14 protein-coding genes are annotated in these 24,951 nt (G+C 55.9%); 7 read left to right on the top strand and 7 right to left on the bottom strand.

Annotation, left to right across the window (positions count from 1 at the left end):
• Nucleotides 1–1,092 precede the first annotated feature (1,092 nt).
• Nucleotides 1,093–1,878 (bottom strand): 5'-nucleotidase, lipoprotein e(P4) family, encoded by a 786-nt coding sequence (locus tag ACQKLP_RS25660; RefSeq protein ID WP_427325995.1) that lies wholly within the window; start codon nucleotides 1,876–1,878, stop codon nucleotides 1,093–1,095.
• A 165-nt stretch (nucleotides 1,879–2,043) separates the two neighbouring features.
• Here ACQKLP_RS25660 and dprA point away from each other — a divergent pair, with 165 nt between their 5' ends.
• The 6 genes from dprA to ACQKLP_RS25630 all read left to right on the top strand — a co-directional run bounded on the left by dprA (nucleotide 2,044) and on the right by ACQKLP_RS25630 (nucleotide 10,140).
• Nucleotides 2,044–3,150: a DNA-processing protein DprA gene (gene dprA / locus ACQKLP_RS25655; RefSeq protein ID WP_427325994.1), complete on the top strand. Its 1,107-nt coding sequence runs from the start codon at nucleotides 2,044–2,046 to the stop codon at nucleotides 3,148–3,150.
• Between the two features lie 108 nt (nucleotides 3,151–3,258).
• A complete protein-coding gene (guaB, locus tag ACQKLP_RS25650) occupies nucleotides 3,259–4,737 on the top strand; it encodes an IMP dehydrogenase (RefSeq protein ID WP_427325993.1) in 1,479 nt (492 codons plus the stop codon).
• A 77-nt stretch (nucleotides 4,738–4,814) separates the two neighbouring features.
• The gene (gene lnt, locus ACQKLP_RS25645; RefSeq protein WP_427325992.1) at nucleotides 4,815–6,419 is read left to right on the top strand and encodes an apolipoprotein N-acyltransferase; all 1,605 of its coding nucleotides are present in this window, start codon (nucleotides 4,815–4,817) and stop codon (nucleotides 6,417–6,419) included.
• The gene (locus ACQKLP_RS25640) at nucleotides 6,400–7,203 is read left to right on the top strand and encodes an alpha/beta fold hydrolase (RefSeq protein WP_427325991.1); all 804 of its coding nucleotides are present in this window, start codon (nucleotides 6,400–6,402) and stop codon (nucleotides 7,201–7,203) included. The genes lnt and ACQKLP_RS25640 overlap by 20 nt, the downstream gene beginning before the upstream one ends.
• A 229-nt stretch (nucleotides 7,204–7,432) precedes the next feature.
• Complete coding sequence (locus tag ACQKLP_RS25635) at nucleotides 7,433–9,367, top strand: gliding motility-associated C-terminal domain-containing protein (protein ID WP_427325990.1); 1,935 nt, start codon at nucleotides 7,433–7,435, stop codon at nucleotides 9,365–9,367.
• 11 nt (nucleotides 9,368–9,378) lie between these two features.
• Nucleotides 9,379–10,140: an SDR family NAD(P)-dependent oxidoreductase gene (locus tag ACQKLP_RS25630; RefSeq protein WP_427325989.1), complete on the top strand. Its 762-nt coding sequence runs from the start codon at nucleotides 9,379–9,381 to the stop codon at nucleotides 10,138–10,140.
• Nucleotides 10,141–10,593: 453 nt separating this feature from the next.
• On the opposite strand, the gene ACQKLP_RS25625 is transcribed toward ACQKLP_RS25630, so the two are convergent.
• The 5 genes from ACQKLP_RS25625 to ruvA form a co-directional block, all read right to left on the bottom strand.
• Nucleotides 10,594–11,805, bottom strand: a complete 1,212-nt coding sequence (locus ACQKLP_RS25625) for a sialidase family protein (protein ID WP_427325988.1) — start codon at nucleotides 11,803–11,805, stop codon at nucleotides 10,594–10,596.
• Nucleotides 11,805–14,087 (bottom strand): TonB-dependent receptor, encoded by a 2,283-nt coding sequence (locus ACQKLP_RS25620; protein ID WP_427325987.1) that lies wholly within the window; start codon nucleotides 14,085–14,087, stop codon nucleotides 11,805–11,807. Before ACQKLP_RS25620 ends, ACQKLP_RS25625 begins: the two co-directional genes overlap by 1 nt.
• A 168-nt stretch (nucleotides 14,088–14,255) precedes the next feature.
• Nucleotides 14,256–14,615: a hypothetical protein gene (locus ACQKLP_RS25615; RefSeq protein ID WP_427325986.1), complete on the bottom strand. Its 360-nt coding sequence runs from the start codon at nucleotides 14,613–14,615 to the stop codon at nucleotides 14,256–14,258.
• 125 nt (nucleotides 14,616–14,740) lie between these two features.
• Entirely contained in the window at nucleotides 14,741–21,838 is a 7,098-nt protein-coding gene (sprA, locus tag ACQKLP_RS25610; protein WP_427325985.1) for a cell surface protein SprA, read from the bottom strand.
• Nucleotides 21,839–22,022: 184 nt separating this feature from the next.
• Complete coding sequence (ruvA, locus tag ACQKLP_RS25605) at nucleotides 22,023–22,610, bottom strand: Holliday junction branch migration protein RuvA (protein WP_341841330.1); 588 nt, start codon at nucleotides 22,608–22,610, stop codon at nucleotides 22,023–22,025.
• 93 nt (nucleotides 22,611–22,703) lie between these two features.
• Here ruvA and ACQKLP_RS25600 point away from each other — a divergent pair, with 93 nt between their 5' ends.
• On the top strand, nucleotides 22,704–23,708 hold the full coding sequence (locus tag ACQKLP_RS25600) for a beta-ketoacyl-ACP synthase III (protein ID WP_427325983.1): 1,005 nt from the start codon (nucleotides 22,704–22,706) through the stop codon (nucleotides 23,706–23,708).
• Between the two features lie 516 nt (nucleotides 23,709–24,224).
• Here the strand turns inward: ACQKLP_RS25600 and ACQKLP_RS25595 are convergent.
• Nucleotides 24,225–24,920 (bottom strand): NUDIX hydrolase, encoded by a 696-nt coding sequence (locus ACQKLP_RS25595; RefSeq protein ID WP_427325982.1) that lies wholly within the window; start codon nucleotides 24,918–24,920, stop codon nucleotides 24,225–24,227.
• Between the last annotated feature and the right edge of the window lie 31 nt (nucleotides 24,921–24,951).

The following is a 24,951-nucleotide window of genomic DNA, read 5'->3' as shown; positions in this document are numbered from 1 at the left end:
AGGCCTGCGCAGATATGACCAGTTTGATGCATACCTTTTCCTGAAGATTTCCATTTAGCTCGAAACACATTGGCATACAACAAACATACCACCGAAACTTGATGCTACATTCGCAACCAAATTGCAATGAGCCTCCGATGATGACGCTAAACCGCGATTCACCATCAACAACAACCACATACAGCAATTCCCTGTCGCAATACGTCCCAGCTAGATGTCCATCCAGCGCCAAACACACAGATTTACAGCTGACCAGCACCCAAAATAGATGAAGCATTCATAGCAAATTGCAATGAGCCTCCGATGATGACGCTAAACCGCGATTCACCATCAACACCACCCACATACAACAATTCCCTGGCTCAATACATCCCGGCTAGATGTCCATCCAGCGCCAAAACCACAGGTTTACAACTGACCAGCACCCAAAATAGATGAATCATTCAATAGCAAACTGCAATGAACCTCAGATGATGACACTAAACTGCCATCCACCATCAACACCACCCACATACAATAATTCCTTGACTCAATACATCCCGGCTAGATGTCCATCCAGCGCCAAACACACAGGTTTACAACTGACCAGCACCCAAAATAGATGAAGCATTCAATAGCGAACTGCAATGAGCCTCAGAAGATGACGTTAAACCGCGATCCACTATCAACAACAAACACATACAACAATTCCCTGACGCAATACATCCCAGCTAGATGTCCATCCAGCGCCAAACACACAGGTTTACAGCTGACCAGCACCCAAAATAGATGAAGCATTCAATGGCGAACTGCAATGAGCCTCAGATGATGACGCTAAACCGCGATCCACCATCAAGCGAAACCACATACAAGCAAGTTCAAGACTATGTCCTTTTGAAAGATTGAGACGGCTGAAAGACAGTACCTGCCCATGGGCCTCCAATGATGCCGCTTTTCCGCGATCCACCATTATTCGAAACCATCGTGTGCATGCGCTATCAATTATCAACCCTCTCGCTGGATATCAGTTCAATTCGAATACGTACCCCAGGTCAACAAACCGGGTTAACAATCAACGGTACGTATCACCTGTAAAATTTTAAACCCTCATGTTTATTCTACCCGCAATGCACTGCGCAGTACACTGTCTGCCCGCGCACCTTTCGGCACCAAAGCACTCAGCCAATCGCCGTACATCGCGTTCGGGATCATAATGTAACGACTCCCCAATTCCTGGCGCACCTCATCCACTTTCGCGTTTCGGGCATCCGAAGGCTGGCGGTAAAAAACAGCTGAGAAATCATTCAGGTTATCCCCCACCAGCATCGCAATTTCATACTTGCGCGCCACTTCCTGCCGCCGCGGCTCCTTGTCCGAATTCCCCGAAGACATGAGCAAATGTTCGTCATCCGCCTGCGGGAACCCGCAACGCTGCAAATTCTTCAACGTCGCCGCACGCTCACTTTCCAGCCGGTTCGTAATATAATAGATCGTAAATCCGCTCTCCGCCGCGAACCTGAAAAATTCCACCGATCCCGGCACCGGCTCTGCCGCCGCTTTCTTCGTCCACTCCTCCCACGAAGCCTGCGACCAACTCCTGCCCGCCAACGCCACCGCCGCGGAATACGGACTGTTGTCCAGCACCGTTTCATCGATATCCGTCACGATCGCACGCGGACGAAGCGTTTGCTGATGGCGCATCACCTCCACCCTGTCGCCCGCCGCCCGGTACGCCTGCAGGCACAAGGCCCGGTATTCTCCTGCCCGCTGCTGCCACAAAGCCGCCCAGGCCGGGCCCGAAACCCATGGCGCCGCCTGCCCCTGCGCACCTGACGCAACCGGGCCCGCCGTTTTGCACGCCGCAAAAAATATCAACAGTAAAATACCAAGGTATCGCATACACGAAATGTTTTGATGTGAAGCAGGAAGTTAACGGGGCAAAAATCGGGAAAAATATAGTCGGTGCATGAAAAAAAGGGCGAGAATATCTCCGGAAATCGGAGAAATTCTCAGTGCTGGATTCCGCAGAATTCCCCTAGCTTCGGTGCCCAAATTCTTTCATCCATGCCAACCGAAACCCAATGCCGCATCGCGCTGAGCTTCATTCCACAGGTCGGCGACGTAGTGGCCCGCCATCTCGTCGAACATTTCGGCGATGCCGCCTCCATCTTCGCCGCGCCCCGCCGCGAGCTCGAACGCATCGCCACCGTAGGGCCGTCCCGCGCAGACGCCATCCGTCAATTTAAAGACTTCTCCCGCACCGACCAGGAAATCCGCTTCCTCGAGCGCCAGGGCGTCCACCCCATATTCTGGACAGATTCCGGTTACCCCGCCCGCCTCCGCCATTGCTGGGACGCGCCCGTTCTCCTATACGTCCGCGGCCGGCCCGACCTCCAAGCTCCCCGCATACTGGGCGTAGTAGGCACCCGCCGGCCCACGCCTTACGGCATCGAATGCTGCCGGTCGCTCATCGCAGGCCTCGCTGCCCTCAACGTCACCATCGTCAGCGGCCTCGCTTACGGGATAGACGTGACCGCCCACCAGGCCGCCATCGAAGCCGGTTTGCCCACCATCGGCGTGCTGGCCCACGGGCTCGACCGTATCTATCCATCCTCCCACGCCCGCATCGCACGGCAGATGGAGGAACTGGGCGGCTTACTCACCGATTTCCCCAGCGGAACAGCCCTCAACCGGATGCATTTCCCCCGCCGCAACCGCATCGTGGCAGGTTGTTGCGACGGCATCCTGGTGGCGGAAAGCGGCATCTCCGGCGGCTCGCTCATCACGGCCGGCCTCGCCAACGATTACAACCGCGATGTACTGGCCGTTCCCGGCCGCATCGGCGACACCGCTTCCGAAGGCTGCCTGGCCCTCATCCGCCAGAACCGGGCGGCCCTGGTCACTTCCGCAGCAGACATCGCGGAGGCATTGAACTGGCGGGATCCCGCCATATCCGTCCCGCCGGCCATCCAATCCGCCCTTTTCCACGACCTCACGGCCGAACAGCGACTGATCCTCGAAACCCTGGGCGCAACACGCCTCAGTCTCGACGAAATCCAGTACAGGAGCGGCATTCCGCGGTCGCAGGTTACGGAAGGCATGCTGGCGCTGGAAATGATGGGCGTGGTACGGGCCTTGCCGGGCTACACATTCCAGCAGATGGCCCGCTGATCACACATGTTATTAAATCGGTACATGAAAAACGGTTTGCGCGGATTCCATAAAATAGTCGTACATTTGCGTGCAATTATTTAGAAACCTTACCAAAATAATTGCAATATGCCTGCGGGAAAATCCAAAGAGAAATTTGTAGCTGACGGTCTCACCTTCGATGATGTTTTACTGGTGCCTGCCTACTCAGAAGTGCTGCCCAGAGAAGTGAACATCTCCACTCAACTCACCAAGAACCTTCGTATCAACATCCCCATGGTCTCTGCCGCCATGGATACCGTAACGGAAGCCACCCTCGCCATCGCTTTGGCCCGGGAAGGCGGTATCGGCATCCTGCACAAGAACATGAGCGTCGAGAAACAGGCGGAACTGGTAAGAAAAGTGAAACGCAGTGAGAGCGGCCTCATCCTCGACCCGGTTACCCTCAGCGCAGATTCCACCATCGGCCAGGCATTGCGCCTCATGCGGGATAACGGCATCAGCGGCATCCCCATCGTAGACGGCGATAAAAAACTCATCGGCATCCTCACCAACCGCGATCTCCGCTTCGAAAAGCAAAATACCAAGCGCCTGATCAGCGAAGTGATGACGAAAGACAACCTTGTGACCGCTCCCGAAGGCACGGACATGAAGAAAGCCGAAAAGATCCTCCAGCAGCACCGCATCGAAAAACTTCCCGTAGTCAATAAACAGGGTAAACTGGTAGGGCTCATCACTTACCGCGACATCCTCCAGCTGCAAAGCTTCCCCGCTTCGGCCAAAGACAATTACGGCCGCCTGCTCGTTGGTGCCGCCCTCGGCATCACGCAAGACCTGCAAGACCGTGCAGCCGCATTGCTCCATGAAGGCGTGGACGTGGTTACGCTCGACAGCGCCCATGGCCATTCCATTTACGTGCTCGAAGCCCTGAAGAAACTGAAAAAGGCATTCCCGAAACTGCAGGTGATCGGCGGCAACGTAGCTACCGCTGAGGGCGCCCTCGCCCTGGCTGCTGCCGGTGCAGACGCCGTGAAAGTAGGCGTTGGCCCCGGTTCCATTTGCACCACCCGCGTAGTGACCGGCGCCGGCTTCCCACAGCTTTCCGCAGTGATGAACGCCGCACAGGCCCTCAAGAAAGCCGGCATCCCGGTGATCGCAGACGGCGGTATCCGTTACACCGGCGACATGGTGAAAGCCCTCGCCGCAGGCGCTTCCACCATCATGGCCGGCTCCATCTTCGCCGGTGTGGAAGAAAGCCCCGGAGAAACCATCATCTACGAAGGCCGTAAATTCAAATCCTACCGCGGTATGGGCTCCATCGAGGCCATGGCGGAAGGCTCCAAAGACCGCTACTTCCAGGATGTGGAAGCCGATATCAAGAAACTCGTTCCCGAAGGCATCGTTGGCCGCGTTCCCTACAAAGGCACCCTTTCCGAAGTGGTGCAGCAATTCGTAGGCGGCCTCCGCGCAGGTATGGGCTACGTAGGCGCCAAAGACATCAAGGCCCTGCAAGACGCGCAGTTCGTGAAGATCACTTCCGCTACCGTGAAGGAAAACCACCCCCACGACGTGGTGATCACCAAAGAAGCGCCCAACTACAGCCGCTAACATCATTTTCCCGTGATATTTCGAAGGGCCTGCACGCGCAGGCCCTTTTTCTTGCGTTCCCTGTTTATATTTGAAAAATGAATGCAATCCTGCAAAAACGCAGTGCCCTGCTGCTTAGTATCCTTTCCGGCCTCCTGCTGTGGGCGGCCTGGCCTACTTCCTCCCTTACCTTCCTGATCTTCATCGCGTTCGTTCCCCTGCTGGCCATGAGCGACCGTATGACCGAGCGCCCCGCCGCTTACTTCGGTCTACTTTTCCTCGCGTTCTGGATCTGGAACACCGCCACCACCTGGTGGGTCGGCAACACCACCGTTCCCGCCAGCGGCATCTTCGCCAACGCTTTCAACGCCCTGCTCATGACCATCCCCTGGATGTGCTACCGCACCACCCGCCTCCGCGCAGGCCGTGCCACAGGGTATTTCGCGCTGGCGGTCTACTGGATGACGTTCGAATACATTCACCAGCACTGGGAGCTGAGCTGGCCCTGGCTCACGCTCGGCAACGCATTCGCCATGTACCCGCAATGGGTGGAATGGTACGAATACCTGGGAACGGAAGGCGGATCGTGGTGGATACTCATCGTCAACATCCTGGCGTACCGCGCCATCCTGCAATACCGCAGCACCTTCAAATTCAGCGCGATCCTCGCCCCGGCGCTCGCCATCCTCCTACCCACCCTCGCTTCTTTCCTTCTTTCGGGGGATAAAAACGTGCCCGCCGATACGAAGATCGTTGTCGTGCAACCGAACATCGACCCGTACGACGAGAAATTCGCGCGTGGCGCGGCGGAAGAACAGCTCCGCAAACTGATCGGCCTCACCGCGCAAAAAACCGATTCGTCGACCCGCTTCATCATCTGGCCGGAAACGGCCCTTTTCCCGTCCGGCGCCTGGGAACATGACCTGAACGTGCAGCCGGAAGTGTTGGCCATCCGCGATTTTCTCCGGCGTTTCCCCAAAGCCAGCGTCATTTCCGGCGCGGCTACTTACCGGCAATACACGGTGACGGACGAAATTCCTTCCACCGCGCGTCACGCTTCGGAAGGCAACTATTGGTACGACGCGTTCAATTCCAGCATCCAGATCGATACCTCGGCCAAGGTACAGGTATATCATAAAGCCCGGCTGGTGCCCGGTGTGGAACTGACGCCCTACATGCGGTATCTCCCTTTCATGAAAAAGCTCGCGCTCGATATGGGTGGCATTTCAGGTAGTTATGGACTGACGCCCGGGGTGCCGCTGTTCACGAATCCCGACTGCAACGTGTACACCGCCATTTGCTACGAATCCGTCTACGGCAGCTTTGTGGCGGAAAAAGTGCGGGAAGGCGCGCAGTTGCTAGTTGTTGTGACGAACGACGGATGGTGGGGCAATACCGCCGGGCACCGGCAGCACCTGCATTATGCCCGCCTTCGCGCTATCGAAACGCGGAGATGGGTGGCCCGCAGCGCCAATACGGGCATTTCCGCACTGATCTCACCACATGGGCAGATCACGGAATCGCTGCCGTACTGGGAACCGGGCGTGATCGCAGGGATGGTGAGCTGCTCAGCTGAACAGACGTTCTACGTGAAATATTGCGGTTACATCGCATTCGCACCGGTGATCTTTTGTATCTTGCTATTGTTATACAAGATTGTTTTACGGGTAACCAGGAAGAAAAATGTGGAAAACATTCGATAACGGAGGACAGGAAGGCGCGTATTGGACGGAAGGCCAGGGCGATGCGGTGCTTTTGTTGCATGGTTTCGCGGAAGACCATTCCGTTTGGGAGCACCAGACCGCCTATCTCCGCGCGCATTACCGGGTGATCGTCCCGGACCTCCCCGGCACGGGGCGCTCCAACATTACATCGCCGCTCAGCATGGAAAGCATGGCCACCTTCGCGTGGCGGGTATTGCAGGCCGAAGGGCTCGCCAGCGCCGTCGTGATCGGGCATTCCATGGGCGGATACGTAGCCCTCGCATTCGCCGAAGCCTACCCCGATGCGGTGGAAGGCCTCGGGCTCTTCAGCTCCACCGCCCGGCCGGATACCGAAGAGAAACGGGAAGGCCGCCGCAAATCTATCCGGATCATGCAACAATACGGCGTCGAATCTTTCGTGAAACAATTGCTTCCCAATATGTTCGCCGCGGGCTTCCGGAACACCCAGGCCGCCAGGGTGGAAAATTACATGGAACAGGCCGTCAAAATACCCTTGGCCACCATGATCGGGTATTATGAAGCCATGATCGCCCGGCCAGACAGGACCGCCGTATTGTCGTCCATCCGGAAACCGGTCTTTTTCTTCGTCGGGAAGGAAGACCAGGCCGTTCCGCTAGAAAACAGCATGAGCCAGGTGGTACTTCCATCCACCGCCAGCATCCATATCTTCGACCACGTCGGGCATATGGGTATGCTGGAAGTGTTCGAAGAAAGCAGTTTGCTGCTGCATCAATTCATTACTTTTTGCCAACACGGCCAATAAAAAAATTCCGGCCCGGCGATGAAAAACGCCGGGCCGGAAATCCCACTTTTCCCCGCTCTCCCTACCGCCGGCATAAACTTTTCGGATAAACGAAAACCCGCAGAAATTCATTCCCCCTATCCTACAGCGCCTTACACTTGACAGCGAATTTTATGTAGCCGCCTGCCACTTAAATTTCAGCAACCCCGCGATTTTCCGTAAATTATGGTTACAAGTAAAGCCTCTCCCCATGGGCAAATTTGTATCGCTCCTCATCTTACTGGCCTGTTTTCTGAGCTGCACTGTGAACGCGTACCACATTATCGGTGGGGAAATATTTTATCGTCATCTCGGCATCAACCCCAACAACGGGGCGCACCGCTACCGGATCATCATGAAACTGTACCGGGACGGGGATTTCGTGTGCGGCACCCGGCAAGGCTGCCTGGATTATTTCGAGAACCCGGTACCCTTTTCCATCTTTACAGCCACCGGCAGGCGGTTAGGCGTTCCGCGGCTGCTCACCATCGCCCGCACCGCTTCCATCCGCGACACCCTTAAAAACCCCTGTCTTGCCCCGCAAACGATTTACCTCGAAGTCGCCTTTTACGAAAGCGAGGTCATCGAGCTCCCGGAAATCGACGGCGGATATTACGTGACGTACCAGCGGTGTTGCCGGGGCGAAGCACTCACCAACATCTATAACTCCGAACGCGAAGGCTCCAATTTCTACACCTGGATCCCCGGCCTGGGGAGCCGACCGGAAAACAACAGCGCCTATTTCGACATCGAAGAAGCGCCCGTCATCTGCGCCGGCCTTCCCCTGCGATACAACTACCGCGCTACCGACCCCGACGGCGACAGCCTCACCTATTCCCTCTGCAACGCCCTCTCCGGCGGCAGTACCCGCGCCAACGAAACAGCCGCCTCGCCGCCGCCCTATAATACTTACGTCAGCTACATACCGCCATATACCGGCGCCAACCCCATGGGCGGCAATCCGCAGCTCAGTATCGACAACAACGGCCTCATCACCGGCACACCCAACCGGTCGGGCAAATTCGTGGTCTCCGTTTGCGTTTCGGAATGGGACCGGCGCACGAAACGATTGCTGGGGACGCATCAAAAAGATATTCTCATCACCGTTTATAACTGCGCCACCCGCATCACCGCATCCACCCCATCGTCGCTGTACCATTGCAACGACTCCCTGGGCATGCGCGTCCCCATCACCAACAACAGCGTGGCGGGATATACTTCGCGCTTCCTCTGGTATTTCAGTGACGGAACAGACACCATTACCGATTCGCGGAACATCTTTTTCAAAACCTTCGCCGACACCGGTGTATATACCGTTAAATTGGTCGTGAACCCCGGGCTCCCGTGCACCGACAGCACTACCGGCCGCATCTTCAATTACCCGGGGCTGCGTACGGGATTCACCGTGCAGGGCGTTTGCCGCGAAAACCCGGTCTACTTTACGGACACTTCGTCTTACCGCAATGGCGTGATCACCCACCGGCAGTGGGATTTCGGGGTGCCCGGAACGGACAGCGACACGTCGAACCTCACGGCACCGCTGTACCGGTATGCTAACGGTGATGTATATACGATAAGACTGCACATCCAGACCAACCGCGGATGCGACGCTACCGTCACGAAAAACTTCCGGTTGTATGAAGTGAGGCCTTTTGCGGGGAACGACACCATACTGGCCAGGGGACAGCCTTTGCGGCTTAACGGACAGGGCGGGGAAATTTACCGGTGGTCTCCCGCTACGGGGCTCGACAATCCGGACGTGGCCGATCCGATGCTGAACTGGAACGAGGAAATCACGTTCCGGCTGCGCGTCAGTAATCCGCAGGGCTGCGTCGGGTTCGACGATATCAACGTCAAATACTACACCGGCCCGGAATTTTACATCCCCAATGCTTTTTCGCCGAACGGCGATGGCAACAACGATTTTTTCCGGTTCATTCCCGTGGGGATCAAGGAATATTATTATTTCCGCATCTTTAACCGGTGGGGCGAGCTCGTTTACAACTCGCTCGAATTCCGGAAGGGATGGGACGGTACCTATAAAGGCAAGCCGGCCGCGATCGACACGTATCTCTGGATTTTGGAAGGCCTGGACCTGAACGGGGTCAAGATTTCCAAAAAAGGGACCGTAACTTTGCTTCGCTAAACGTTCATAACATGAAGACTGGAAAAACCGCACTCATTACCGGCGCCACCGCCGGGTTCGGAGAAGCCTGCGCAGAAAGGTTCGCGCGGGAAGGATATCGCCTGATCGTGACCGGCAGAAGGCAGGAAAGGCTGGCCGCCCTGAAACAGAAGCTGGAAGAAGGTTTCGGGACGGAAGTAATGCCGCTGGAATTCGACGTCCGTTCCCGGGATGCCGTTACCGCCGCGCTGGAAAGCCTGCCGGACAACTGGCGGCAGATCGACGTGCTGGTGAACAATGCCGGCCTTGCGCTCGACCTTTCCACCATCGACGAAGGGAATGTGGACGATTGGGAGACGATGATCGACACGAACGTGAAGGGCCTTTTATACGTGAGCCGCACCGTGATCCCCTGGATGAAAGCACGGAAAAGCGGGCACGTCATCAACATCGGCTCTACCGCCGCCAAGATCGTGTATGCCAAAGGGAATGTGTATTGCGCCACCAAAGCGGCCGTTGACGCGCTATCCCAGGGCATGCGGATCGATCTGCTGCCTCACGGGATCAAGGTGACGGCGGTGCACCCCGGCGCCGCGGAAACCGAGTTCTCGCTGGTGCGCTTCAAGGGCGATGAAAGCCGTGCGAAAGACGTTTACACTGGTTTTCAACCGCTTAATGCGGAAGACGTGGCGGATGTGGTTTGGTACTGCGCTTCCCTGCCGGCACATGTCTGCATCAACGACCTGGTGGTGACCGCAACGGCGCAGGCGAACGCTTATTATACCTTCAAATAAAAAACTACACATTAGTGTTATTATACATTTTATAATTATCTATTATATTTGAAATCCCTATAAACTGGGAGAGCCGTAGGGATTGAAAAGCACCCCAGCACGGGTTTGCCTTATAAATACCACTTACAGACGAGCGACACAGAAAGTACCATCCCACCAAAAGGGTGAGATGCCCAACGATGAGCCTATTGATAATCCTATAACCATATCCCTATGCTAACATTTGTTACTATGTACATCATCAGGTTGTACTATCCGAGATGTAAGGAGTTTCTGGGAGCGTATTTTGATAGTTCCCGAAGAAACAATTACGGCCGCTGGGCCATGCGTCAAAGCTGGAAAGCCGAGAAGCAATGGTCGTGGGGCTACAACTGACTCTCAAACTACCGTATTAAAAAAGAGGACGCCGCAAAGCGCCCTCTTTTTTGTTTTATTCCCGTTATATACTGATCGTCATTCCCAATCCACCCTCCTCACACAAATCATTTCCTTACCCCTTATCCTTTTCCGGTACGCCACCGCCACCGTTTTTTCCGCCAACGGTTTCATGACGGGGAATACGGATTGCTCGCCTTCGCCGGTGAGATAGCCCGTTGACAGGGTTTTACCTTCGGGGGATTTATGCACGAAGCCGATACGGTTCGTGATGGTATCGGAAGGCTCGTCCCAGGCCAATAGCAGATCGCCGTTGGACGAGGATACGAGTTGCGGATGTTTGGCCGTCGGTTTGGCGCTGATGCTTTCACGGCTGGAAAAACTGATCCCGTTGTTGATGGATTTTCCGTAGAAAACGCCCTGTCCGCCGCCCATCGTAAACCACGCGAAATGCAGTCCGCTGCGGTTGCTGGTCATTGTAGGACCGGTGTGCGGACAACCGTTCACCGCCCAGTTGTCTGCACTGATCCGTACCGGTTGGGTAAATGTTTCTCCGCCGTCTTTGGAATACATATGCACCATATCGCGGATGGTGTCGTGGATGATGTCGCGGAACGCGACGTGGAGGCCGCCCTGCGGATCGGTGTAAAGGGATGTGCGGCAGCATTGGCAAACCGTTTGCACGAGGGGGTGCGGCCGCTCGAACCCCTCTTGCCCGGAAGTCGCGATGAACAGTGTGGAACCTTCGAGTGGATGGTCTTTCCGGTTATCCAGCCAAACGCACGCCACACTCCCGTCTGGTAACGGCGACATGTCGAAATACCGCTGATCGTATCCCGCCGTATCCGTCACCAAAGGCACGGCCGGCTGCCAGTTTTTTCCACCGTCGGAAGAACGGGTGTACCACACTTTGCCGGCGTATTTGTTGCGCGGATCGGGGTTCCGGGTGCCGAACATCGCGATCGCTTCCCCGTTTTTCCGGAAAACGATCTTCGGCATATTTTCAGGTTGCGGCGAAATGCCGGTAGCGGTAGTTACAGGAACGGCTTGACCAAAATGTTCGCCCCCGTCCTCCGAAACCGCGTACCATAGCGCACCTTCGTCGCTACCGGGTTCCTGCTCCACCCAGCTCACGATGAGCCGGCCGGCCGCGTCGTGCGAAATATGCGTGCAGGAAGCGAGTCTGTTCGTGTCGGAAAGGATGCGCTCCCCTCCCGCCCGGAATCCCTGCTGCTGCCCGCAACCAGCTACTATAGCAGAGATGAATAAGCATATAAAGAATCGTTGCATCAGGATTTCTGTTTGGCGGTAAATGTATAAGCGACACCGAAGTTGAACGTGCGTACCGGCCCCGGGCGATAGCTGTCGCCGAATGCGCTCCTTTCGGCCGTGGTGGCGTAAGTTGCATCGAACAGGTTACGGCAGTTCACCCAACACTCCACCGGCCCAAACTGGTATCCGGCACGGGCGTTGAAGAGATCGTAACCGCTATAGCGCGCCGTGTTGGCGGGGTCCATGAAGTAGCTGCCCACATGCTGCCACTCCACGCCCAGGCGGAGGCGCCGGACGGGCTTCCAGGTTACTTCGGAATTGTTGATCCATTCCGGTGCGGTGTTCATCCGGTTGCCGTCGTATTTTTTTCCCTTATCCTCGAACGTCACAAAGTCATGCCGCGCAAAAGTGCCGCTGGTACGGATTTCCAGCGAAGCCAGCAACGCATAGCGTGCGCTCCATTCCACACCTGCGTGCTTCGTTTTGCCGGCGTTGCGGTTTTCGGTGGAATTGTCGGCCAGGCGTACGCTGATGATCTCGTTCTCGCCATCCATCCGGTACAGGCTCACTTCCGCATGTCCCTTCCCTTTCGCAAAACCCATCCAGCCGCCGATCTCGAAGTTGCGGTAACTGGCGGGCCGTAGCGTGGGCACTTTCACGCCACGATAGAGCTCCGAAATGTTCGGCGGCGCAAAACCCACGCTGTAATTGGCGTACAGGCCGCGGTTGTGGCCAAAGTCGTACGTAAGGCCCAGCTTGGGCGTCCAGGCTTCGTAATGGTTCCGCTCGTCGGGGGAACCGGTAAAGGCGGACGGCGGCAGGTGGTTATCGAACCGGTAATCCATCCGGTCGTACCGCAGCGCCGCGATCAGTTTCATATTGGCGAACGGGTTCATTTCACCCTGCACATACAGCGCCGTATTCACGAGGTCTGCCTTGTAATCGGTGAGCACGGAATCCGTTTTCGTATAGCCGGTGAAGTAACCCCTGCCATCCCGGTCCACGTCGATGAACTGAGCGTAATACGTAGCCGGGCTGTAATCCGCGCTGAAGCCCCCGGTCAGGGAAGCGCCCTTCCAACCGAAACGTTTCCGGTGCTGCACGAGCAGGCCCCCGCTCTGGAACGCGTCGCTGTTGATTTCGCCCCTGGCTTTGAGGGGATTACTGGTGGTTTTGATGGCGTAAAAAGGGTTCTGGCCGATCTCGTTATGGCGATAGAAAACGGAAATACTCGTCTGATCGGCATCGCTCCACTGTTTCTCCAGCGTGCTCCGGAACCGGAAAGCCTTCACCAGCCGGTACGAGAACGTGTGCATACTTTTATAATTACGCGAGTAGAAATTGGCGCTGTCAACACCGCCGGTCTGGTCGGTCTTGTAATCCACGAAAGTAGCGGCGTTCGTCCAGGTGGTGCGCTCGTCGAATTTGTACTGCGTTTTGAGGGTGAGCGCCAGCTTGTGGAAATCGCTGTGCTCGATGCGGCCATTGCGCTGATCGGCGTAATATCCGCCAACCCACGCGCCCAGTTTGCCTTTCGTGCCCGACAAATTGAAATCGGTGCGCTTGTACCCGCCGTCGCTCATTTCCGCCTGGATCTTTCCGGTAGTAACGGGCGTGGGTTGCGCGGTGAGAAAATTGACGGCCCCGCCCACGGCTTCGCTGCCGTACAGCGACGAAGCCGGCCCCCTGATCACTTCGATCCTTTGCAGCGCCGCCATGTTGATCTCGATGAGGGCGTTGTGGTTGAAATCGCCGACGGTGCGGATGGGCAATCCGTCTTCCATATATAAAAACAGGCTTTTATACCCGATCGGCTGGCGGATGGCCATGGTGTGCTGTTCGTTCCCCAGGTCTACCATATACACGCCGCTCACTTTGTTCAGCACCTGTTCCAGCGATGTAGCTTTTGTTTCGCGGAGGGTTTGGGCGTTGAGCGTGCTGATGGCGATGGGCGCATCGGAACGGTACTGGCGCTGCCGGCCGGCAGACACGATGATTTCGCCGAGCTTGCCGGCGAGGGGCTCCATGACGAAAACGTGCTCGTCTCCCCCCGAAACTTTCACACAGCAGGCGGCATAACCGATGCAGGAAGCTTTCATGGAATCGGCCCCGGGCGGGCAATGCAGGGTAAAACGGCCCGAAGCGTCTGTCTGACAGCCCGTTCCGCCGGCCTGGACCGTAACGTTGGGAAGGGCTTGCCGGGTAAGGGCGTCTATCACCCTACCCTTTACCTTTTCCTGCGCGTTGGCCGAAATCCCGGCCAGCACGAGGCAAAGCAATATGTATAAAATGCGGTGCATGTTGGATAGCTATTGACGTATACGTATGCGGGCGCACACCTGTTGCCAGGCGCACGCAAAAATGCGCGCGGAATGTCCGGCAACGGAGATCGTATACGGGTAAATGGAAACCGGTCCTTCAGGAGGACGGTAATGCAATTCGTCAGAAAAAAGATAAATGGGAAGCGTTTACGCCCGTGGGGGGTGGAACACGGCGTGGAGGGGTCTGGTTGGCACATCCGTCAAATATGCCGGGCGGATGCGCACCACCTTTTCGGGACGCAACAGCAGTTGCGAGGCGGTTTGGGCAATGAGGATTTCGAACTTCTCGGTGACCGAATTACCGCTATGGTCTTTCTTCTGCTGCTCCTGCATCTTTTTCATGAGCACGCAATGACCGTCGCAATGCAATTTCGGTTTCGACCTGTTGATGCAAAGCACCCGGGAGATATACTCCTTGTTCAGCGAAAATTCCGCCAGCACGAGACCCTTGCTGAACGTCTGCAGCAACAGTCCACCGAGAATGACTATGACGAAAATCTGTTTCATGAACGCCACAAAAATACGGGCAGAACGGATACGGTGGAATGATTTATGTCAATCCCGCAATAAAAACGGGGAGACCGTTGTCACCGGTCTCCCCGTCGCCAGGTTTCTTTTTCGCCTGCCGGCCGCTATTGCGCCAGCATGAACCGCAAGGTTACGCCCCCACGTGTGTTCGTGATCGGGTAAGCCGTCGAAATCACGGGAATGGTTTGCCTGCGATCGTAGAAGAATTTGATATTCAATCTATTATTGACCACATAGTCGATAGATGGCGCGATGCTCACCACTTTCTGACCGCTGGTGGGGATGACGATATCGGCATCCAGCCGGTTGTTGACCGTTTTATCGTCGCGGAAGCTGAGGTCCATCCGGAAGTTGAGATCGTTCTCGAGCCGTTTCCCGCCGTCTTTCCCGATGCGGATGGGCAGTGGCAATCCTCTCACGCGATACCCGCCGCCGATAGTGATCTCGCTCGAGCGCATTTCGCTCAGCTGGTAATCGATGAGGCTGAGGCTGAGGGTCCGGCTTTTCCGGAAGCCCACGCGGATGTTCAGTGAGTTGGTGAACGTGAGGTCGGCCTCCAGCAGCGGTACGAACTGTTCGGTGATGGTGAGGTTCGGCACGAGGAAATACGGCACGTAGTTGCCCGAAACGGTGTCGCGGAAGGCCGGGTAACCGAGGATCAGCGGGTCGTAATACATGAGCGCCGTATTATAGGAGTTCATGCTCAGCAGGCCGGTGTAAGCGTGCGTGAGGGTGAAATTGGTCAGGAAGTCGGTAAACGGTTTGATGCGGCTCAGCCCGTTATAAGTGATCCGCCAGTTCGGCCGCGGCAGGATGTTTTTGAACGGATTGGACCGCACATTGGCATTGGTGTGCTTCAGCAGCGGCGCGTTTTCCGGGCTCGTTCCGGTGTACGCGGCGAGGAATGCCGGCACCAGCACGTCTTGCGCATACCGGCCGTAACCATAACGGTATTGCGGGTCTTTCGGATCGTATTTCGGAACGGAACCGCTGTTGTTGTACGGGTTCAGTTTGCCGAGGCGCTCTGAAATGGCCGCGCGGTAATTTTCGAAATCGCGGAAGGTGGTAGACACGCCGTCTTCGGTATTGATCTTGCCCCACATCGTCTTGATGGCGATGAAGGTGATCTCGAAGCCGCCCGCGTCGTAGGGGTTCAGGTGATTGAACACCCCGTTGCCGATGGTATCCTTGAACAGCTCGGTGTGCGTTTTGGAGAAGGAACGGGTAAGGTTCAGGTCGATACGCAGGTCGCGGACGGGCTCCAGTTGCGCCTGGATGTCGAGCCGCTGGGTAAACTGCTGCTGGAACTGGATGTTGAACAGGGTATCCGGGCTGAGGAGTCCTTTCTTCGCGAAATTGTCCATCCAGGCCTTGTCGGGCTGTTTACCGAGCACGAACCCGATCCCGGGCGACATCGACTGCCAGTTCATCCCCAGCAGCTTGGTGCTGTCGAGGTACCCCGGCATGCGGGTCCCGGAGTTTTCGCTGTAGTTCACGTTCACGCGTTTGAGCGCCATCACGATCCGCATGAGGGTCTTCGCCACGCCGGAAGGTTGCCCGTCGTCGGCCTTCTTGGTTTCCTGCCCGTCTTTCTGCGGCGCGTTGTTCATTAAAGGCGGAACGTAATCGGAGCCGCCGGCGCTGGAGATGTTCATCTTCCGCAGCCATTTGCTCTTGTTGTACAGATCGTTGAACTTGAATTCCGCCGCCACGGTTTTCTGGTTGGAGTTCTCGATGGCGTTGCCCAGGTACATCGCCAGCCGCGATGCGCCGATCCACCGGTATTCCGTTCCATAGCTCAGCGCCACGCTCGTCCAGCTCAGGGCCGGGAATTTGGCGGTGGGCAAAGTATAGGTCAGGTTGGCGTTGTGGAAATAGTTGGTGGTACGGCCGCCCTTGAAGAAGTTGCCTCTCACGGAATCTTTCTTGATGCTGGTATTGATGCGCCCGTCCGGCTCGTCGATGCGCGCGTTGTTCACGGCGTTGAAGTCGAGCGAAAGGTTGCGGGAGAAATCCCATTTCAGGGAATAATACCGGTCGAAGCGGAAGAACTTGTCGTAAGTTTCCGGCAGCTGGAACTGTCCGCCGCCGATGTTGCGCATGCGGGTAGCGCCGAACTGGCGGGTGATGTCGGCCCGGAAGCTCATGAGCGTGGGCACGTAATTGACGTTGAAGTCGCGGAGGAGCGCCAGCCAGGGAGATTTGTTCTTGATGAACTTGAACGGCTCCAGGAATTTCTGGGTACCGTTGAAAGTATAACCGAGGCCGCCGCGGTGACGGGAGAGCACATCGCTCTGGATCACGGGGTTGTGGCGGGTGATCTGGCTGAAGGAATAACTGATGTCGAAGTTCTCGATATCCCACAGGCGGTTTTTGGTACGGCCAGCAGACAGCTTGCGGACGTTGGTGAGGTTCAGGCTCTTGATGGAGGTGAAATCCTGCGCGTTGCGGCGGATGGAATCGCGGTGCTCGCGGTTCCGGGCCATGGCGAGTTTATCTTTCAGCTTGATGTCGAGGTCGTAGGGATCGTATTCCGGGTTGCTGGTCGTTTTGGAATATCCGGCGTACACGGGAATGGTGATGCCCGCGCGCTTCGGGAGCAGTTTCCCGAAATCGAGGTTGGTAGCGATGTCGTACTGGAGGAAGTTATCGCGGAAACGGTCGTTCACGCGCTGGTCGATCCCGCCGAAGCCCGCCGTGTGCATGTTACCGCTGAACGTCACGGTACCCAGGTCGGCCAGGTCGATGTCCATCCGCGCCAGCGCCGCATAACCGCCTTTCTCGTCCAACCCCGTCAAACGCATTTCGTTGAACCATACTTCGGTACATTTCGGCAAACCGTCGTCTTTCGGGTTGGTCACCCCGATCATCACGTTCCGCACATCGCCCAGGCTGGGGTTACCCACCACCGCCACGATGGCGTTGCCGTCGCGCTCTTCATACGGGATCAGGGGCGACGCTCCATTATTATTGCGTGCCATCTTCAACTTCGCGAAGCGGTCGAGATCGAGGTCGAGGTTATTGGCATCCGGCCAGATTTCCGTATCCCGCGCCGAGCCCCAGGGCGTCAGCTTCATGGGAATGCGGTATTCGTAATAGTTTTCGGTGAAGTCGCTGCCCACCCGCACAATTGCCTGCAACTGGTCGTCTTTCAACGAGTTGGGATCGCTCACGGCTTCCGCGTGGATGAACATCTGCAGGCGGTTGTACTGCCTGAGGTCGAGCTGGATATTTTTATACATCGCCCGCGTTTCCCCGTCTTTCAAATTGCAGATCTGCGCGGAAATGGCCTGTTCGTTCAACAGGATGTTGGTATTATTGGTGCTCAGCGTATTCTGGCGCAAAATGCCCGGAGGCAAAACATACGGAACAGGACGGCGCTTGGCGTTTTCCTCGATGTTCACGGCAGACACGTTGAAGGTCGTCTGCTGGTCTACCGGGATGGGGTCCCCGGGCTTCAGTTCATATAAATACCTGCGCCACTGGTTGCGCACGAGGTCGAGCTTCGCGAAGCGCAGCACTACCGAATCCTCGAACCCTGTCATGAACATACGCATGAACCGGATGGATTTAAAATCGGGGATATTGCCCACCTTCCGGTCGTACTGGTTCACCGGCACCTTGAACTGGTACCAAACCTGGTCGGCCATCTGTCCGTTGGGCAACTGCACTTTTGTTTCGAAACGGTCTACCACGTAGTTGCTACCCACTTGCATGTTGGGCCGCAGGTCTACACGGTACTGGAAATATTCCTCCGTTTCGTTCATGGTATTGTCGCGGTTGAGGTCTTCCGACTCGGGATAGTTGGTGGCCGCGTTGGAGAACTGCGAGTTGTCGTTGGAAACGGGCGAGTTGCCGTCCGGGCCGTTGATTTTTTTATAACGGCCGAGGATGTCGGTTTTCGCATCGTCATACGCTTTATCGCGATACCATTTATAATCGTCGTTCGAGGGGTCGTTCGCTACGTTCCTGAAAGCGTCGGAGCCGGTGCCGAAGTTGGCAGCCAGTTGCTGGAGGTAGGGCGCATGGAAGTTTTTCTCATCGCCGTTTTCGAGACCGTCGAAGCCCACGTCCTGGTAGCGGCGGATGGCGGGGTCGTTGTCGAACGCCTGCGTGATCTGCTGCTGGAATTTGGGGATGCGGCCCCAATGGGTGGAATCGAGTTTATTGCGGTCGCGGTTCGGGTCCGGCAATCCGTTTTCGAAAGATTTGCGGGAATCTTTCAGCACGTCTTCCGACACGTTCCCGAGGTTGAAGTACAGCGAGCCGCCGGCGGATGCGGGTTTGTCGAAGAAGGGATCGGGGATCCAGAATTCGATGAACTCGATGTTGGAAGTTTCGAAATCGGAGTTGTCGATGGCGCGCATGATACCGCCCCAACGCTGTTTCGGATTGCGGAGGCGCCCGTTGGCCTGGAGCTCGAGGGTCGATGACTCCATATTATAAGGCCCTTTCTCTTCCGGGTAATACGCCAGGTCGAGGGTGCTCAGCTGGCTCTGGCCGAAGTCGGTGGAACGGTTCGGGAATACGTCTTTCTGATAAATGAGCCGCGTGCGCGGATCGGTCTGCGAAGCCTCGTTCACACCCGGCGGCAGGTTGCTGGACCGGGGTATCTGCAACGTCGGCTCGATGATGTACCAGGCCAGCAGCGCCCTGTTCTTGCCATAAGCCAGCGTGTCGTTCAGTTCGGCTTCGGGGAAAAGGATGGCGCCTGCGGCATTGGTGGCGTCCCGCGGCGTGGAAGCGAGGCTCCAGGCGGTAGACGGGAACTTGAGGTCGTACCCGCTGCGCGTTCCTTCAAAATCGTCGATCATCACCTGCCCGGATTTGGAGCCCGGCGCGTTCACCAGCTTGCTGTGGCCGGGGAAGAGCCGCGCCACCTCGCCCGTGAAGTTGATGCCCGCCGGGCGCGAGGTCTGGAAGTTGGGCAGGCGGTCGAGCAGGCGGGTAAGGCCACGCCACTCTGAAATATAGTTACCGTCGAGCCCCACCACGGTGTTCTTGATGGGATCGTCGCCGTAATTCACTTTCTGGTAATAGGGCCGCTCGCTCATCCGCACCACGGTACCACCGAGGTTCAGCTTGTCGTTCACGTAATAATCCAGCCGTGTGCCCATATAGTTGCGGACCTGCTGCCCGAACAGCGCGTTGTTCTCGAACTGCACGTTGATGGGCACGCCGGCGCTCAGTACCCCGCCGTTGATGATCTTGATCCGCCCCATGTTGTAATCGATGAGGTAATCGATGTCTTCGCGGAGCATTTGCCCGCCGGCGGTAACGGTCACGGAGCCCCGGGGAATGTTGTAGGCGTTGAGGGATATCTCGGAAGCGTTGGCCGATTTGTACGACCCGCGCATGATATAGCGGTTGAGGTTGGGGAACTGCTGCGCGATCACCTTGATGGAATCGTACAGCATGGTGTACATGTATTGTTTCTCGAGCGTCGCGTCTCCGTTGAAGGCTTTTTTAACTCCCTCGCCGAAGGGCTCCAGGACGGGGAACATGATTTTCCCGTTCATGGGGAAGATCGTGTACCCTTCCACATAGTCGAACACGCCGTCGGGCTGGGGATCGTTCTGGTTATTGAGGCGGTCGAGGTTCAGGATGGTGATGATGGGGGCTCCCTGCCATTGGCCCGAAGCGTCGGGCAGGTAGCGTTTTTCGCTCGGAGCGCGGGTTTCGGTGCCGGGGTCCTTGTACAAAACGTCGAGCTTGAAGTCGGCGCGGTTCACCTGGTAGGCATCGGTGGAGTAGATGTTTTTCATCATGAGGTCCCAGATCGGCAGGGCGGGCCTGGCCGAGGTGGCTTTCAGCATCTTGAGGAAAAGGATCTGCTGGTTGGCCGAGTTTTTCGGATCGGGGGGCACGTCCTGCGAAAATTCACCCACCTGGTATACGCGGCCGTTGTAGGTGTATTGGTAAGCTACGGCCAGCACTTCGTCTGGCTGCAATTGTTGTTGCAGCGAGATGAAGCCGATCTGGCGGTTGAGGGTGAATTCGGTGGAATCGAGCTTCCGGGCGAAGGTTTTCTCGAAGTCCTGCACGGGCTCCAGTTGCAGGCCCAGCAAACGGGAAACGACCGTCCCGGTAAACCGGGCGGCCGGGTCGCTGACGAGGCTGCGGTACAGATCGTTCGTATTCCGGTCGGGCAGTTTATTCGACGTCAGCGGCTGGATGGCTGGGTTGGAGGGCTTTTGCTCCGCCAGGTCGGCCAGTGCCACGATATCTCGCGTTTCGGTGGTGGCGCCCGATTTGTTGGTGACCCATACCTCGATGCGGTTGATATATACCTGCGACCGAACTACGGGCAGGTTGCTCATGGCGTAATTGAAGGTGTCGCGGAAGAATTGCGCCAGCAGGAAGTGGCGGTTATCTTCATATTCGTCTGCCCGGCGCACGAAGTCGCTCACGCTGTTGCCCCCACGAAGCACCATGTTCTGCTTCTGGGATTTCTGGTTGGAGAGTACGCTGGTGACGGTGAGGCGGCCGAACTGGAGTTGGGTCTTAACCCCGAAGAGGCTTTGCACGCCAGGGATGAGGGAGCTGCTGAGCGGGAAGCTCACGTTGCCCGCTTCGATCTTTTTGATGATCTCGTCCTGGTAGCCGGTATATTCGAGTTTGACCTGGTTTTCGAAGTCGAAGGTGCTCTGGGTGTTATAGTTGGTGATGAGCTTGAGCTTCTCCCCGATCTTGCCGGTTACGTTCATATTGATATCGATATCGAAATCGAAGCCCCCGTTCTTGCGGGCCCTTTCCACGAGCACGGGATTTTTCACGTTCTGGCCCTGGTAACCGAAAGTAAGCCCCAGGCTCCCCTGCGGCTTGATGTCTACCTTGGTGCCGCCGAACACGCGGTCGAAGAGTTTATCGCCGTAATACAGCTGGGGGGCGCCACTGCGCTGGTTGAGGTTGCCGATGGTGCCGGCGCGCTTTTGCCAGTATGCCTGTTCGCTTTGAGCGGCCTGCATGCGGTAGAATTCGCCAAAAGTCATGACGGTGGGCTGCCGGTAATTGCGGCTGCCTACTTTTTCTGTAACGATGTATTCCTTGGAAACGGGGTCGTATTCTACATTCTTCTGGATGTTCGCGGGGTCTTTCAGGTCGATGGCATTGCGGACGGGATCCGTCACGGCCGTACCCCTCCGGTCCCGGATAGGATATTTCAGCGTATCCGGTTTCGCTACCGTATCAGGGCGTGTCACATCTATTAAGTTCCAAATCCCCGCGTGCTCAATATTTTTTTTGAAAGTATATCCCGAACTGTTCGTGTTTCTGGCGGCTGATTCAACAATGACTAAAGATACAACACCGATTACTGCAAGTACTCCAAGGTAATTCTTTCTTGCCAAGCGATCTTAGGTTTTATAGAGGTCAAGGATTATAAATTTATAAATTTTTGAGGGATTTCTTTATAAGTACCTCCAATTCATGCAATTGTGGCTCGGCTTTCAGTACTTTCCGCACTGCCTGCTCGGCCATGTTTCTGGCAATTCCCAGGGTTACCAGAGCATTTAACGCGTCATCCTCAATCGTATTGTGGGTTTGGGCAGATAAATATACGGTTTCCTCCCTGTGTTTTTTCATTTTGTCTTTGAGTTCCAGGATAATGCGCTTAGCGGTCTTGTTCCCGATGCCTTTCACGCCCTCCAGCATCTTCTCGTTTTCCATTACAATGGCCCGCTGCACGTCTTCCGGGGTCAACGAACTCAACATCATCCTCGCCGTACCGGCTCCCACGCCGGAAACACTGATAAGTTGGAGGAAAACCGTCCTTTCCACGTCGGAAAAAAATCCGTACATCGTGTGGGCATCCTCCTTAATATGTACGTAAGTAAGGAGTTTACAGGATTCCATTCCCGTAATCTGGGTCCAGGTATGGAGGCTGATCTGGACCTCGTAACCTACTCCATTTACGTCCAAATGCACCATGGCGGGGGATTTGAAGGCAAGTTTGCCGTTCAGGTATGCTATCATATAGGATTTTATCTTCCGGCGAATTTAATTCATTAATAAGATTATTCGTTTAAGTCGTATTTTTACGCCCATTTTATAACTTATCCTAACAATATGAGTAAAATAACAGCCGCCATCACGGCGGTGGGTGGGTATGTTCCCGACTATGTACTGACTAACCAGGAGTTGGAAAAACTCGTTGAAACGACAGACGAATGGATCATGACCCGTACCGGCATTAAGGAACGGAGGATACTGAAGGGGGAAGGGAAAGGCACCTCGGAACTCTGCGTGCCTGTTGCGCTCGAAATCTGCAAGAAAAGAGGCATCACCCCGGAAGACATCGACCTGCTCATCGTAGCCACCGTTACGCCGGACATGGTGTTCCCCGCCACCGCCAACGTTGTTACGGATAAGATCGGCGCCAAAAACGCTTTCGGTTTCGACATCAGCGCCGCCTGCTCGGGCTTCCTTTATGCGCTCGACACCGGCGCCAAATTCATCGAAAGCGGTAAATACAAGAAAGTAATGGTCATCGGGGCAGATAAAATGTCCTCCATCATCGATTATACCGACCGCACCACCTGCATCATCTTCGGAGACGGCGCCGGTGGCGTGCTCCTCGAGCCCAACACCGAAGGTTTCGGGCTGGTCGATTCCGTCCTCAAATCAGACGGGCATGGCCGCGAATTCCTCAATATGAAGGCCGGCGGCTCCAATTACCCCGCCTCCGCCGAAACCGTGGCCAACCGCCAGCACTACGTATTCCAGGAAGGCAAAACCGTCTTCAAATACGCCGTGGCCAACATGGCAGACGCCGCCCGCACCGTCATGGACCGTAACCACCTCACGGCAGATGATGTGGCATGGCTCGTTCCCCACCAGGCCAACCTGCGCATCATCTCCGCAACGGCAGACCATATGGGCCTCCCCAAGGAGAAAACCATGATCAACATCCACCGCTTCGGCAACACCACCGCCGGCACCATCCCCCTCTGCCTCTGGGAATGGGAATCCCAACTCAAAAAAGGCGACAACCTCATCCTCGCAGCTTTCGGCGGCGGGTTCACCTGGGGCGCCAGCTACGTGAAATGGGCGTACGATGGCAAAAAAGCTTAATAACCAGCATATTATATTGAAAAAGGCATCCCATCCGGATGCCTTTTTTATGTTACAAATTTCCCGGTTCCTCGTTCACGAACCGGTCAGACCGGTAAAAAGCATATAAATCAGTACCACAAAACGGACAATACCGGATGTTCAACCGCTTCACCTCCTGCCCCACACTGTAACCGGGCGTTACGTAAAAACGGTAAACATGCCGGCCGTCTGGCCGCTCGTCGGGATGCCGCTTCACCACGCGCAAATTCATCCCGTCCTCGCGCGATACCTCATGTCTAATGCCAAATCTGGCACAACAATATTGATGATACATAGGCGCTGTTTTCATAGTCAGGTGTAAAAAATGGATTTGAAGGGTAGATTGCGACAGATTATGGGGCATGCTTCATTTCATCATGTCCATCAAAAACAGGCGCCATAGCGCAAGGGAAGATGCGGATAAACAAACACATTTGCTTGGGTTTTGGAATAAGGATGTAACTAAATCGGTAAATGCCAGGGCCGGAACAAAAGCTAAATCTCGAACACGAATCCATGCTGGGTCAACGCATCGTACTTTTTCCTGTCGAACCGGTACAGATGCGCCCCTTTCTTGGAAGTGCTTTTGTCTTTTTCGTCCAGTTTCTCAAGAATGTCCATTGCCAGGATTTTCTTCCTAAAGTTACGTTTATCTAACGGCCGTTGATAAATTTCTTCATACAAATTTCTCAATTGGGGCAGGGAAAATTTCTCCGGAAGCAGCTCGAAGCCGAGGGGGTGGAATTTGGCCCGGTCGCGCAGGCGCTCCAGGGCGTCGCGAAGCATTTCGTTATGGTCGAAAATGAGCTCGGGGATTTGATGGAGGCTGAGCCAATGCGCCCCATGCTGCTGCGCCAGGAGCTTATCGTGCTCGCTGATGCGGATGAGGGCGTAATAGGCGAGCGAGATCACGCGGGCGCCGGTATCGCGGCCGGCATCGCCGTAGGCGCGGAGCTGGTCCATGAAGATGTCGCGGATACCGGTCGTTTGCCGCAATACGCGAATGGCCGCATGGTCGGTACTTTCATTTTCCTGGACGAATCCTCCCACCAGCGAAAACGCGCCGGCGAGCGGGTCCACCTTCCGCTGGATGATCAACAGTTTCAGTTTCCCGTCTTCAAACCCGAAAATGATACAATCCACCGCCACCAGGTGGCGCGGCGCATTGGCGTAAAACGATGCAAGGCTCATTGGCTCCGATTATGGCTGTAAAATAAAGGGA

This window comes from Chitinophaga sp. NPDC101104, assembly GCF_050277495.1.
In the GTDB taxonomy this organism is placed as follows: domain Bacteria; phylum Bacteroidota; class Bacteroidia; order Chitinophagales; family Chitinophagaceae; genus Chitinophaga.
This window is presented reverse-complemented; position numbering and strand designations above follow the sequence as displayed.